The following is a 13,152-nucleotide window of genomic DNA, read 5'->3' as shown; positions in this document are numbered from 1 at the left end:
ATTGACGCGTTTCCTTCACGCGAACCGGTGTCCACTTCGCTCGGAAACGCTCTAGTTCGAGGCCTTCTGGTCGATGCGGCCGCGGGTCTCGATGTTTCCGCGCCCGTCGCGGGTGGACCAGAAGTCTTCGAGCTTCAGCGTCTTCAGCGCCGCGTCCAGATAGGTGCGGTCGAACCAGTGGTCGATGTCGGGATCGCCTTTGAGCAGGCCGTAGTCCTTGGCGGCCTGGGCCTGCTCCTTGTAACGGGCGACCACGTAGTCATCGATCAGCGGATTGACGACGAGGGACAGCCGCTGACCCTCGAAATTGGTGGCGAAGGTTTCCTTGGGCAGGCCGGACAGGGCCCAGGCCTCGAACGCCTCGTCGCGGTTCTCGTCGAGGGAGATGAAGTGGGCCGCCTTGATGAAGGTGTTGACCACCCGCTGGGTCAGGTCCGGATGCGCGGCGGCGAAGGATTCCGTGACGAAATAGGAGGAGTTGCGCCCCAGCGTCGGGTCGTCGCCCTTGGTGGTGTAGACGATCTTCACCACGCCCTTGGCGGCCAGCGGCAGATATTCCTGCCCGCCGAACACCGCATCCACATTGCCGGAGGTGAGCGCGGCCACGGCTGCGTTGGCGTCGAGGTTGATGAAGCGCACGTCCTTCTCCGAAAGCCCGTGCAGGGCGAGGATGCGGTCGGTGGCGTTCTGCAGGTTGGTGCCCTTGAACAGGGCGACCTTCTTGCCCTTCACGTCCTCCACCCTGGCGATGGTGCTGTCGGTGGGCACGGCAAGGAAGATCGAGTTGTTGCGGCCGGTGGCGAAGATGAACTTGTGCTTCAGCCCCCGCGCCCGGCCGACGATGGCGGGCAGGTCGCCGAGCAGGAAGAAATCGAGCTGGCCGGACGCCACCGCTTCATTGAGCGCCGGGCCGGCGCCGCGGAAGAAGGTCCATTCGATCTTCACATCCTTGTCGTCGGCGAACTCCTTCTCGATCAACTGGCGGGCCCGCCCATAGGTGGTGGGGTCGCCATAGGAGAAGGGCCGCTGCTCGGCGCCGACGCCGGGATGGCCGAAGCGGATCACCGTCTCGGCGGCCGCGGCTCCGGCCAAAATACCGACCAAGGCACCGGCGAAGGCCAGCGCCGCGGCGGCCAGGGCGAAGGGGCGCAGCAAAGCTGAGGCGGCACGGCGTTTCGGCCGCGTGGACGAAGGCGCGAAAGCGGGAGCAGGCATCAGTCTCGGGCTCCTGAAGGACGGTCGGCAGAGCGGGCGGGGCGGCCGGCGGCCGGGCCTTCCGCCCGCCGGCGCTTGCGGGGGATCAGGCGGCGCGGCCCACCGCCGGCTTGTCGAAACGGTTGCGGGTGACGCTGGCGCGCCCGTCCACGCTCACCGGCACCTCGCCGTCCACGGTGACGCGGCGCACGACGCGATGGGCGTCGCCATAGTCGTTCACGGCGTAATGCTGGGTGGCGCGGTTGTCCCAGATGGCCACGTCGCCCGCCCGCCAGCGCCAGCGCACGGTGTTCTCCGGCGCCGTGATGTGGCTCTGGAACAGGTCGTAGAGCTTCTGGCTGTCGCTCTTGTTGAGGCCGATGAAGCGCTGCACGAAATTGCCCAGGATGAGCGTGCGCTCGCCGGTCTCGGGATGCACCCGCACCACCGGGTGGTCGGTCTCGAAGACGGTGCTGGTGAAGTTGCGGTCGAACTGGCGGCGGTCGTCGTCGGAGGCGTGGGGGCGCACGGCGGCGTAGTCGTAGGCGTTGGAATGGGTGGCCCACAGGCTGTCGGCCAGCTTGCGCAGCGGCTCGGGCAGGCGCTCGTAGGCGGTGGCGGTGTTGGACCACACCGTGTCGCCGCCGGCGGCGGGGATTACCACGCCGCGCAGGATGGAGATCTTGGGATAGGCGTCCACGAAGGTGACGTCCGTGTGCCACTGGTCGGCGCGGCCGGCGCCCTGGCCGGTGTCGCGCTCGCCGGTGCGGCGGGTGTCCAGCTCCAGCACCGAGGAGGTGCCGGTGAGGGCGCCGATGGTCGGGTGCGGGACGAGGCCGCCGAAGCGCGCGCCGAAGGCTTCCTGGGCGGCATCGTCGAGATCGGCCTGGTCGCGGAAGAACAGCGCCTTGTGCTTCAGCAGCAGGCGGTGGATCTCGTCGAACAGCGGCTGGGGCAGGTCGCCGGCGAGGCGGACGTTGCGGATCTCGGCGCCGATGCGGCCGGAGAGAGGGACGATGTCGCCCTCGGGAATGCCGGGAAGGGTGCTGATCGAAGCGCTCATGGGAACCTCCTTGCGGCGGGTCGGGCCACCTGCGTGCCACCTGTGACGGGACCGCGCGTCGCCGGGCGGCCGGGGGATATTAATCTTGATAAATTCAATTAAGTCTATAAACTAAATGAACATTAAATCTGCGTTGTTTAGCGCGGCGGGCTCCGCGGCGCATCGGGAGGCGACATGGGCTTTTCATCCTCAGCCCCGTCCGGGCTCGACCTCGCTTGCGACGTGCTGGTCCTCGGCGGCGGGCCGGCCGGTACCTGGGCGGCGTTCGAGGCGGCGCGCGCGGGGGCGCGGGTGGTGCTGGCGGACAAGGGCTTCTGCGGCACCTCGGGCGCCACCGCCCCGTCGGGCACCTCCATCTGGTACGTGGAGCCAGACCCGAAGCTGCGCCACGCCGCCATCGTCAGCCGCGAGGCGCTGGGCGGCTTCCTCGCCGACCGCGACTGGTCGGCGCGGGTGCTGGAGACGACCCATGCGGCGCTGCACGAGCTCGGCGCCCGCGGCTATCCCTTCCCGGTGGATGCGGCGGGCACCCCCATCCGCGTCTCCCTGCAGGGGCCGGAATACATGCGCCTCATGCGCAAGCTGGCGAAGGGCGCAGGCGTGCGCATCCTCGACCATGCGCCGGCGCTGGAGCTGCTGGTGGACGCGGCCGGCGCGGTGGCCGGCGCCCGCGGCATCCGCCGCCAGCAGGGCGACGTCTGGCAGGTGGAGGCCGGCGCGGTGGTGATCGCCACTGGCGGCTGCGCCTTCCTCTCCCGCGCGCTCGGCTGCACCGCGCTCACCGGCGACGGCCACCTGATGGCGGCGGAGGCCGGGGCCGACTTCTCGGGCATGGAATTCTCCAACGCCTACGCCATCGCCGCGGACTTCGCCTCCGTCACCAAGACCCTGTTCTTCAAATGGGCGACCTTTACCGACGAGGCCGGCGCGGTGATCCCCGGCGCCGCCTCCAACGGCGGCCGCTCGGTGATCGCGCGGCACCTGCAGAAGGGGCGCGTCTTCGCGCAGCTCGACCGTGCGGATGGGGCCATGCAGGCGCACATGCGCTCGGCCCAGCCGAACTTCTTCCTGCCCTTCGACCGCATGGGCATCGATCCGTTCAATGAGCGCTTCCCCATCACGCTCCACCTGGAAGGCACGGTGCGGGGCACGGGCGGGCTGCGCATCGTGGACGAGACCTGCGCCACCCGCGTGCCCGGCCTCTATGCGGCGGGCGATGCGGCGACGCGCGAGCTCATCTGCGGGGGATTCACGGGCGGCGGCAGCCACAATGCGGCCTGGGCGGTGTCGTCCGGGCGCTGGGCCGGGCGTGCCGCCGCAGAGTTCGGCCGCCGCGCCCCTCAGGGTGGCGCGCGCCGGGGCGCCGGCATCGCGGGGCTGCGGGACGCCGGCGCCCGCCCCTTCGATCCGGCCGCGGCGGCGCGGGCGGTGGTGGAGGAGGTCCATCCCTTCGACCGCAACTATTTCCGCACCGAGGAGGGCCTCGCCGGCGCCCTCGGCCGCCTCGACCGTCAGTGGGAGAGCCTGAGCGCCTCCGCGCCCGCCGGCCGGACCGATGTGCTGCGCACCCGCGAGGCGGCGGCGATGACGGCGGTGGCCCGCTGGATGTACCGCAGCGCCCTGGCCCGCACCGAGAGCCGCGGCATGCATCGCCGACTCGACCATGCGGCGGCCGACCCGGCGCAGCGCCACCTGCTCACCTCGGGCGGGCTCGACGAGGTGTTCGTCGCGCGGCGGCCGGCGCCGCCGCTCGCGGCGGATGCGGCGCAAAGACTGTCCGCCGAAGGGATCGCGGCATGATCGAGCTCGTCAGCAGCGCCCGCTGCACCGGCTGCAACATCTGCGTCACGGCCTGTCCCACCAACGTGTTCGAGCCCGCGCCGTCCGGGCCGCCCGTCATCGCCCGGCAGGCAGACTGCCAGACCTGCTTCATGTGCGAGCTCTACTGCCCGGAGGATGCGCTCTACGTGGCGCCCACCGCCGGCACCCCGCTCGGCCTGAACGCGGAGGCCGGCGCGCCCCTTCCCCTCGGCAGCTATCGCGCCGCCATCGGCTGGACCACCGCTACCGCCGGCAACCGTGCGGTCGACACCATGCACTTGGTGCTCGGCGCCAAATGAGGTCGCGGCCGGCCGAGCGGGCGACGTCCGCTTCGAGCGATGCCTCTTCCCACAAGCCGTCCGGAAAGTCGTGGAAGCGGTCATTCTGCACCTGAGCAGGGCACTCGGCCATGGGCTGCATGTTCTTGCGCCAACTGCAGACTTTGGCAGCGAGCCGAATGGCGGACGCTTCGCATCCGGTTTTAGGTTCGCATCCGGTTTTAGGTATGCGGTCAACTCCGTCCACGCCGGCGATGCTTCGGCGTCTTAGTACCAGAGGCGGGAGCTTGCTGTGACGCCGACCGGTGCATTCACACTCAGAAATGCCCGAAAATCCAAGCGTCTATGTCTTGCTGAACGACAAATGAGCAGCGGCGCCTGATACTGGGGTTTTCGCCCTGTCGGAGCAACCGCTCGGTGCGAGCGCGTCCGATCTCTCGATGGTTGGTGTGCAGACCGCACCCATGCGCCGATCGTCACCCGGGGATCAGGGCGTCATTTTTGTCCACGCGCGACGGCGTTGGCTCGCACCGTCACCAACACCTCGTGAATGGCGGCGACGACTGCTTCAGGCTTTTCCAAAGGGATGCCGTGGCCGCTGTCCACCCACACCTGTCTTGCCCCGGGATGCAGACGGGCGATGTCGACGCGTTTGGCGTTGGCGTCACGGGCGATCTCGGATGTCTCGCTCATCGGCCCCTTCGCTGAGAGCACGATCACCGGTTTTCCCTCGAGTGGTGGCAGAGCCAGCACGGCCGCGCCGGTTGCCGGGATGGCCGCCAGTTCTTCCTGCGCGGTCTTCGATGTCACCGTCTCGAATGCGACCTTCGCCCAGGCCGGCCAGTTCTCACGCGCGCCGGCCCCCTTCAATTGTTCGGGATGTGTGGAATCGACCAGTATGAGACCTGCGACCTCATTCGGATGGCGCCGCGCGTAGAGCTGCATGTAGAGCCCGCCGAGAGAATGGCCGACCAGAACGTAAGGCGGAGCGATCCCCGTCTCACGCAGGGTCTGTCGCAACTCCTCGACGATGTGGTCGCCATCGCGTGGCGTCGAGACATCGTTGCTCGCCCCAGTGCCGGGGCGATTATAAGCGAAGACTTTGGTTTCCTTGGCGACTTCCGGAAACACCTTCGCCCACCACTCCAGCCCGCCGCCGAGGCCATTCTCCAACACCACCGCCGGTGCGCCATACCCGGCGATCACATACTCCACCCGTCTTTCAGCGATGACCGAAGTCGTGACCCCTTCCATCGTCGAACAGGCGCCGAGTGCGAGGCTCACGGTGAGAAGAACAGTGGCACCACCCCACGGTCGCGAGTGGAGAGGCTTGGACATACGGTTCATGAAATCTCCCCGGGCCAGCTCACGGTCGCGCGGTGGCGCCCGGATCCTCAAGTGGCTGCCGACCGATGGAAGCTAATATCGACGGGGGCGGAAGTTGAGCGAGGTCGGCGTACCGGTGCGTTGCCCGGAGCGACTGCGTCAGACCCGAAATGCCACGTTGAAATATGATCGAGGGCCCGATGCACCGGTACCTTTCGAGGACTGACCGTGCGCTGGCATTTCACTATCGTGAGCACCGTCTCTCGATAGGGGAAGCTGCGTGAGAACAGGTTCGACACTGCCGTTTCCGATCCCTGCTGATGTGCGGCGAAGCCGACAGGTGAGTTCCGAGACCCTCCGGTCTTTCCGCCTTGCGGTTCCGGTTCTTTTTCTCGCCGCTGTCGGACTGATGTTGCCTGCTCTGCCCGCCGCGGCCTGCTCCAACCATCCGAGCACCTGCGAGTATCACCGGCAGCTCCATGAACAGAGTGTCGAAACGGCGCGGCAGACCGCCGAGGACTACGCGGCCAGCCAGGAGGAGGCGCGCCAGCGCCGCATCGACGCCCGGCGCGAAGCCGAGCAGGCCCCGGACCCGACCCGACAGCACCTCGACGCCGTGGTCGGCATGGTGCGCGGTGCCAAGGGGACCATCGAAAAAAGCGACAAGATGTCCAAAGATCCCCGCTTTCAGGCGGTGAGAAGAGGCCAGTGGCACTTCTTTCAGGACACCAACGACAGGAAGCCCGGCGAGTTCTGCGCAGCGCTCTTCGTCAACCTCGACGGGTTCGTGCGTGTTTCCGGCCCGGGTGCGGATTATCGCGGCGCGCTGCTCACCTTCTGGGGGCCGAAGATTCCAACGCCCAATGCGCTGCGCACCATTTCCGTCTCGCTCACGCAGTCGGACGACGGGCAGACCCAGACTGTTCAGGCGTTCAACTACACCGATCGCAGCCTCTCGATCCCCACCGGGGTCATCGCTTTCGCGGTTCCGACCGCCGATGCCCTGCTCGCCAACATGCAGGACAAGCTGGGCTTCAACCTCGCCGTCGCGGGTGAGGCGGTGCTCGACATCCAATGGCATGGCGGCGATGCCGCGCGCGAAAAACTGCGCCGCTGCCTCGCGGCGCGTGGGAGGGGGTGACAGCATGGCGGTTTCAACGTGCCGCGTGCTGGTGGCCGTTCACATCGCTTCTGCGCTCCTGCCGGCCCTTCCGGCGCGCGCGGAGGCCGGCCCGCTGGAGATCCTGCTGCGCGCCTTTGCCGAGCGATGGGACGAGATGGCCATGCAGGAGCTGCCCGGCATCGGATGGAACGGGATCAGCTACCCCGCCGATAGCGAGCAGGACAACGCCTATACCTACGTGCTGCGGGGCGAGCTGCGGCTGCGCGGTTTCGCCACGGTGGAGGTCCCTGTGGGCGTGGGCGCTGCACAGACCACGCGAAAGGTCGATGAAGGCGATGCGAGCTTCGAGATCCGCTTTTCCAACTCGAACGATCCGGCGCTTCGGGGGCCGCATCTCATCCTGATGAGCAAGCCCTACCCCAGCGCCGACTATGCCGTGATCCTGCGTCGCCAGATGATGCACGGGCAGATCGTGCTGCTGGCGGACGACTGCACGCGCGACGCGCTCGGTCGCCCGGCGGAGCAGGAGCACGCCGCCTACTACCGCATCGACCTGCCGGACGCGCCGACCGCCGTCTTCGTGCGCGCCGGCCGGATGGACGGCGGCACGTCCGGGCCCGGTGAGACCACGTTCGCCTTTTCGCTGTTCACGCCCGGCACGGACCTGACGAACAGCGGCTGCATCCTCCGCCAGGGCACACCCTGAGACCCGCTGCGGACCGGGTCCCGAAGGTCTTCCCGCAGACCGATCTCCCGGCATCCGCCGAAGGGACGCATGGGTGATCGAAGCGGGTTCCCCCACTCCCGCGAGAGAGCGACATGCCCCGTTCCGGTATCATCTCATGCAGCATGATCGCCCTGGCGTTCTTCGGCACAGGGACCTCGCCGAGGGCAGGCGGGCGGCTCCAGATGCCCCCGATCGCGAAGGTGCTGGCCTCGCACGCCGCCTGCGCCGCCGAGATGGAGAGTCTCGCCGCGGAGGACGGAAAGGCGGTCGAGGCGAAAACCACCGCCTCCGACGGCACCACCCGCGAGGTGACCCTCCAGACCGAGGGCATGCAGAGGCTGGCGCCGGATCGCCTGCGCTACGAGGCGACGCTGTGGTTTCACCACGGGAAGATGCGCGCGGACCTCGGCCAGATGGAGATCAGCCACAGCTTCGAGAAGACGACCCGCGAATGCGAGGGGCGCACATTGATGATCCAGGACGAAAGAGGCTTCACGCTGAGCACCTTCGATCCGCCGGTGAGGTGACGGGCATGACCCTTCTCCTCTCCCGCCGGGCGTGCCTCGGCGTCCTCGCCGCCGGTGCGCTTACGCCCGCTGTCGCAGGTCCTTCCTCCGCCGACATCTTTGCCGACCCCGGGGTCGCGGCATTGGCCGATGCCGCGCTTTCACGCAACGCCACGCGCGCCGCCGAACTGGTGCGTGCGGGCACCAGCCCCGACGCGCGTGGGGCGGGCGATGTCACGCTGCTGCAATGGATGATGTTCAACAAAAGCCATATCGGCTTCGGCATCCTGCTCAATCTCGGTGCGGATCCCGCGCTGACGGGACTCGACGGTGACAGTGCCGTTCATTTCGCGGCGAGGGCAAATGACACCGCCTATCTGAGCATGCTCCTCGAGCGGCGCGTCGGTGTGGATCCCCGCAACGCGAACACCGGACGCACGCCCCTGATGGAAGCCCTGATCGGGAACCGAGCGGTTCAGGTCGAGATGTTGCGTGAAGCCGGGGCCCGTCTCGACGCGAGCGATGCCATGGGCAACACGCCGCTGCACATCGCGGCGCAGATTGGTGATTCAGCCCAGGTTCTGGCGCTGCTCGAGCACGGCGCGCCACCCGGCGCGCGCAACCGGCAAGGCAAGACCTTCCAGACCTATTTCTTCATGACCCCGGAGCGGGTTCTCGACGCTCGGGCACGCGCGGCAAGGCAAGCCGTGACGGCTTGGCTTGCGAGCCGCGACATCGCGCTGGAGCGCTAAAGCGTTTTCGAGCGAAGTGGAAACCGGTCCGCGTGAAAAACGCGTCAACTCATACGCTGGAGCATGTCCTCAATTCCGTGAAAACCAGGAAATGCTCTAAGTCTTCAGGAGCCGCGCGCGCACCGAAGGCCCGAACGTGCGCCCGACGCGCACCTCCGAGCCGTCGCTCAACACGGCGATCAGCGCCCCGAAGGGGGCGGGGCGCAGCCGCACGATGGCGCTGCGCCTGACAATCGCGCCGCGATGGATGCGTATGAAGGCGTCGCCGTCGAGGCCCCGCTCGATCCCGGCCAGGCTGTCCTGATAAAGATGGGCTGCACCGGCGACATGGATGCGGACATAGTCCCGCTCCGATTGGAACCAGACGATGCTGTCGAGCGCGAGGCGCTGATATTCTCCGCGCACCTTGACCCAGAATTCGCGTTTGAGAGGCGGCTTGTGCTCGAGCGCGCTCTTGAGCGCGGCGACCGTCTCCGCGAGTTCCGCCAGCCGATCCGCCTGCGTCCGCCCCTCGAGCGCGAGGCGCGCCCGCTCCAGCGCGCGAGCGAAACGGGCGGGCTCGACGGGCTTGGTGACATAGTCCACCGCATTCGCCTCGAAGGCCCGGAGTGCGTGGTGATCGAAGGCCGTGACGAAGACCACCACCGGCGCCCGGGACCCCAGGCGTTCAAGCACGTCGAACCCGCTGCCGCCAGGCATCTGGATGTCGAGCAGCAGGATGTCGGGCTCGTTCGCGGCGATGCTCCGAAGGGCTTCGGCGGCATCCTTCGCCTCCCCGACAGGGCCGATCCAATCGAGCTTGGAGAGCATCCGCACGAGCCTGCGCCGCGCCAGCGGCTCGTCATCGACCACCAGCACGCCAGCGCCGGTCATGCCAATCTCCAAGGCAGATCGATCGAAACACGGAAGCGGCCCGGCGCGACGGGACCGGAGCTGAAGCCGCTTTCGTCGGCGAAACGCTTGCGCAGCCGCTCGGCGACGTTGCGCAACCCCACCCCCATCCCCGGCGGCTTGGCCGCCGATGGTGCCTCAAGGGGCATGTCGTTCTCCACCACCAGATGCAGCCGATCCGCCTCGCGCCGGGCGCGCAGGGCGATTTCCACCGGCCCCGTGGTGGCGTTCACGCCGTGCTTGATCGCGTTCTCGATCAGGGGCTGGAGGATCAGGCTCGGCACGAGCGCATCGCGCACCTCGTCCGGCATGTCGATGCTGAGTGCCATCCTGTCCGAGAAACGCTCACGCTCGATGGCGAGATAGCCGCCCTGCAAGGCGAGCTCGTCGGCGAGCGGCACGTCGCTCATGGGATCGATGGAAAGGGTCGTGCGCAGGAATTCGGACAGCGAGAGCACCATCTTGCCGGCGCGGGCGCCGTCCCCCTCCTCGATCAGGCCCGCCACGGAATTGAGCGTGTTGAACAGGAAATGCGGGTTCACCTGATAGCGCAGCGCGCGCATCTGGGCGGCGAGCGCCTCCTCGCGCACCGCCGCGAGCGCGAGCTCGCGCTCGTGGATCTCGAAGCTGAAGAGCAGCGTGGTGAAGAGACACGACCAGCCGAAGAAGAGCGCCGCGCCATAGACCATGTCGTAGCTGAAATCCTTCCAGTCGAAGACCGCCGGCTGGGGCCAGGTGAAGACCGCGTAGACGCCGTAGCCGAGGAGCGCCCAGAGCGGCGCCGCGGCGAGCGAAAGGAGGAAGGAGGCCAGGACGAGCAGGGGCAGCGAGACATCCAGCGAGCGAACCTTGCTCCACTCGTGCAGGCGGAAGAGCAGCACCGAGATGCCCGCCGTGATCAGCGAGCAGAGCACGTAATGGACGACCTTGCCGAGGGCGGATTCGATCGGGTCGGTCCCGACGAGCCCCCAGAGGATGCTGGAGAAGATCAGGACCCCGCCCCAGAAGACGAGGCCGAAGCGCAGGGCGGCCTTACGGACGGTGCAGCTTCTCGTTTCGCTTTCCATCACCCCGCCTCCCCTTGCCGGTGGGCACCGGCACAGCCGTTCGTCGATGCCACATCGCCATTCGCAGAAAACGCCTGCCGTTCGTCGGTGCGCGGTAGCCTGCCGTCGGAGCGCCAATGCACCGGGCTTCGGCCATGGATAGCCTGTTCCCGAACTCGATCGGCAACCGGTTTCCGACGCAAGAGGTTTCCATGTCCGGCATCGCCTTTTCAACGGGCTCGCAGTCCTCGCCCCCGTACCGGCCGGCCACGCTCCGGGGCGACCACATGGTTCTGGTGTCGATGCGCGCCAAGGACGCGCCGTCCTTCCTCGCTTCGATGCGGGCGCTGCTGCCGGAGGGCGCGGTGGTCCTCGGCCCCGCGGGGGCGACGTCGGAATGCGCAGAGACCGGCCGGGATCGTCACCGGCCCATGCTCACCGAACGCCAGCGCGACGTGCTCGGTCTGCTCGCGGAGGGGCTCTCCAACAAGGAGATCGCGCGACGTCTTGCCCTTTCCCATTTCACCGTGCGCAATCATGTCTCCCAGATCCTTCGCTCCTTCAATTTTTCGACCCGCCATGAGGCCGAGGCCTGGGGCCGGACATCGGGTCGAACTGGCGTGACGACAGGGGGACGCCTGCTTCCGGACGGCGCCGGTGTCCCCGAGAGGTCCGCCGCGTGACCGCGCCGGCCGTGTCTCACCGTGTTCTATTATTCGTGGTCGGCCTCCGATCGGCAAACCTCGATGCGTACTGGTGCCGCGTGCAACGGCTGCGGCACGGACGCACCCGGAGGGACCGCCGATGACGCCCCTGCATGCCGCCGCCTTGGTCCTGATCCCCACCGTCCCGCTCCACGCGCAGGATCGTACGTCGACGCTCGAAGACTGGACCCGGGATCCCTTCCACCCCCAGGACAGCCGGATCCGCCTGACCGGGCTGAGACACGAGACCCATGACCGGGGCCATCGCCGCCCGACGATCGACGGCGGCTACGAGGCGAACGAGGACTGGACGGCGCTGCGCGTGAAGATCCCGGACGGACCCGATGCCGGGCGCGTCTTCGATGCCGGCGTCCATGCGATGGATTGACGGCGATGGGTCCCGGCCGTTCCTCATCTTCGCGCGCGCACCGCTCACCCCTCGCCGCCATGGCGGGCGCGGGAGCGCGCGCTCTGCTCGCCCTGCTGCCGCTTGGCGGCGTGGCGATCGCCGCATCCGGCGGGCCGCTCGTGTTGCGCGACACCGCCACCACCCACGAGTGGACCTACACCAGAGCGCTGGGTGGCGGCATGACCCGAACCGTGGGGCCGGAGGGGGACGCTGCGGACCCGCGATCGTCGTTTTTAAACGGGGCGGGGATTCGCCTGCGCCTGGGGTGCGATGGTTTCGACCCCGCCCGCAGCCGTTGGACGTTCCAGGTGGAGGTCTCCGCACCACAGACCGGGCTGAGCGGCGACCAGGAGCGCGCCTTCGACGAAGACGTGCGGGCCACGCTCTCTACACCCGGGCAACTGGTTCTGTTCGACGAACGCGATGAGCCCTTCCGGCGCTTCGCCCTCGTGCCGGGCAACGCGGCGCTGACCATCGAAGCGCTCAAGCCGGAGGACGTCCGCGACTTCCTGGGCGCCTCGCAGCTGAAGATCGAGACCCCCCGCCTCCGGCTCGCGACGGGAATGATCGGGATCTTCCCGGGCGAAGCGGACCTGAAGACGAAATTCGTCTGTCACCGCGACTGACCCCTCCTTCGACCGCCGGCACCATCCGGGAAAGACCTCCATGCCTCCTTCCCCGCGTTCCCGTATCGCGTTGCTTTCCGTCTTCACGGTCGCGACCTCGTTTCTGGCAGACCCCATGTCTTCCGGCGCGGGGGCCGCGCCGCCGGCGATCGTGGAGCGCGGCCGGGATGCGGAGTGGGTCGCAAGCTACGCTTGGCGCGGTGGCGTTCAGCATGTCTTCGGTGAACCGGAGAAAGGCGCGGCGGGCGAGCTTCTCCTGCCGGGCGGAGCGACGTTCGAATTCGTCTTCGGCTGCCGTGAAGACGCCATGTCCGGGAAGGGCTACTGGCGGTTTCGTGTCGGCGCCACCCGGGCCGGATCCGGGATCACGGCGGCCGGCGGAAAGGCCGACGACGAGGCCGTGAAGCGGATCTTCGGCACGCCGGGCTCCCTGGTGCTGCTGGATGCCGGAGGCCGAGAGACCCACCGCCTGGCCCTGCAGCCCACCGACGACGGTCTCGAGACCGTCGCCCTCTGGGACGAGGTGATGCAGGCGATGCTCGACGCCTCGGCGATCCGTGCCGAAAGTGCCGGGTTTCTGCTCGAAACCGGAGCATCAGGGCTGAAGGGCGCGTTGAAAGCGCATCGGGAGATCCGCTGCAAACCATGGTGAGCCTGCCGAAGCCGCGCGGGGATGCCTCGGAAAC

15 protein-coding genes are annotated in these 13,152 nt (G+C 68.1%); 10 read left to right on the top strand and 5 right to left on the bottom strand.

The annotated features are described in order from the left end of the window. Positions 1-51: 51 nt before the first annotated feature. Together V5F59_RS18120 and V5F59_RS18115 are read right to left on the bottom strand one after the other, a co-directional pair. Positions 52-1,215, bottom strand: a complete 1,164-nt coding sequence (locus V5F59_RS18120; RefSeq protein WP_393976600.1) for an ABC transporter substrate-binding protein — start codon at positions 1,213-1,215, stop codon at positions 52-54. A gap of 85 nt (positions 1,216-1,300) precedes the next feature. Next, entirely contained in the window at positions 1,301-2,257 is a 957-nt protein-coding gene (locus tag V5F59_RS18115; RefSeq protein ID WP_393976599.1) for a TauD/TfdA dioxygenase family protein, read from the bottom strand. Positions 2,258-2,431: 174 nt separating this feature from the next. On the opposite strand from V5F59_RS18115, the gene V5F59_RS18110 reads away from it, so the two are divergent. Together V5F59_RS18110 and V5F59_RS18105 are read left to right on the top strand one after the other, a co-directional pair. Then, positions 2,432-4,057, top strand: a complete 1,626-nt coding sequence (locus tag V5F59_RS18110) for an FAD-dependent oxidoreductase (RefSeq protein WP_393976598.1) — start codon at positions 2,432-2,434, stop codon at positions 4,055-4,057. Continuing rightward, positions 4,054-4,377, top strand: coding sequence for a 4Fe-4S dicluster domain-containing protein (locus tag V5F59_RS18105; RefSeq protein WP_393976597.1), 324 nt, complete (start codon positions 4,054-4,056; stop codon positions 4,375-4,377). The genes V5F59_RS18110 and V5F59_RS18105 overlap by 4 nt, the downstream gene beginning before the upstream one ends. A 474-nt stretch (positions 4,378-4,851) precedes the next feature. Here V5F59_RS18105 and V5F59_RS18100 read toward each other — a convergent pair whose 3' ends face one another. Then, on the bottom strand, positions 4,852-5,703 hold the full coding sequence (locus V5F59_RS18100) for an alpha/beta fold hydrolase (protein WP_393976596.1): 852 nt from the start codon (positions 5,701-5,703) through the stop codon (positions 4,852-4,854). Positions 5,704-6,022: 319 nt separating this feature from the next. On the opposite strand from V5F59_RS18100, the gene V5F59_RS18095 reads away from it, so the two are divergent. From V5F59_RS18095 to V5F59_RS18080, 4 genes are all read left to right on the top strand, one after another. Continuing rightward, positions 6,023-6,823, top strand: a complete 801-nt coding sequence (locus V5F59_RS18095; protein ID WP_393976595.1) for a hypothetical protein — start codon at positions 6,023-6,025, stop codon at positions 6,821-6,823. Further along, positions 6,762-7,511, top strand: coding sequence for a hypothetical protein (locus V5F59_RS18090; protein ID WP_393976594.1), 750 nt, complete (start codon positions 6,762-6,764; stop codon positions 7,509-7,511). Before V5F59_RS18095 ends, V5F59_RS18090 begins: the two co-directional genes overlap by 62 nt. Before the next feature lie 203 nt (positions 7,512-7,714). Then, a complete protein-coding gene (locus V5F59_RS18085; RefSeq protein ID WP_393976593.1) occupies positions 7,715-8,059 on the top strand; it encodes a hypothetical protein in 345 nt (114 codons plus the stop codon). 5 nt (positions 8,060-8,064) lie between these two features. Continuing rightward, positions 8,065-8,790, top strand: coding sequence for an ankyrin repeat domain-containing protein (locus V5F59_RS18080; RefSeq protein ID WP_393976592.1), 726 nt, complete (start codon positions 8,065-8,067; stop codon positions 8,788-8,790). Between the two features lie 96 nt (positions 8,791-8,886). Here the strand turns inward: V5F59_RS18080 and V5F59_RS18075 are convergent, their stop codons facing one another. Next, on the bottom strand, positions 8,887-9,663 hold the full coding sequence (locus tag V5F59_RS18075) for a LytR/AlgR family response regulator transcription factor (RefSeq protein ID WP_393976591.1): 777 nt from the start codon (positions 9,661-9,663) through the stop codon (positions 8,887-8,889). Beyond that, positions 9,660-10,748: a sensor histidine kinase gene (locus tag V5F59_RS18070; protein WP_393976590.1), complete on the bottom strand. Its 1,089-nt coding sequence runs from the start codon at positions 10,746-10,748 to the stop codon at positions 9,660-9,662. Before V5F59_RS18070 ends, V5F59_RS18075 begins: the two co-directional genes overlap by 4 nt. Before the next feature lie 134 nt (positions 10,749-10,882). On the opposite strand from V5F59_RS18070, the gene V5F59_RS18065 reads away from it, so the two are divergent. From V5F59_RS18065 to V5F59_RS18050, 4 genes are all read left to right on the top strand, one after another. Beyond that, positions 10,883-11,410, top strand: coding sequence for a response regulator transcription factor (locus V5F59_RS18065; protein ID WP_393976589.1), 528 nt, complete (start codon positions 10,883-10,885; stop codon positions 11,408-11,410). 121 nt (positions 11,411-11,531) lie between these two features. Beyond that, entirely contained in the window at positions 11,532-11,819 is a 288-nt protein-coding gene (locus V5F59_RS18060; RefSeq protein ID WP_393976588.1) for a hypothetical protein, read from the top strand. A gap of 5 nt (positions 11,820-11,824) precedes the next feature. Continuing rightward, the gene (locus tag V5F59_RS18055; RefSeq protein ID WP_393976587.1) at positions 11,825-12,466 is read left to right on the top strand and encodes a hypothetical protein; all 642 of its coding nucleotides are present in this window, start codon (positions 11,825-11,827) and stop codon (positions 12,464-12,466) included. Between the two features lie 40 nt (positions 12,467-12,506). Continuing rightward, positions 12,507-13,118, top strand: a complete 612-nt coding sequence (locus tag V5F59_RS18050) for a hypothetical protein (RefSeq protein WP_393976586.1) — start codon at positions 12,507-12,509, stop codon at positions 13,116-13,118. Positions 13,119-13,152: the final 34 nt, after the last annotated feature.

The organism is Xanthobacter nonsaccharivorans (assembly GCF_043194755.2).
GTDB classification, from domain to species: Bacteria; Pseudomonadota; Alphaproteobacteria; order Rhizobiales; family Xanthobacteraceae; genus Xanthobacter; species Xanthobacter autotrophicus_G.
The sequence above is the reverse complement of the archived record's forward strand: the minus strand, read 5'-3'. Positions and strand labels throughout refer to the sequence as shown.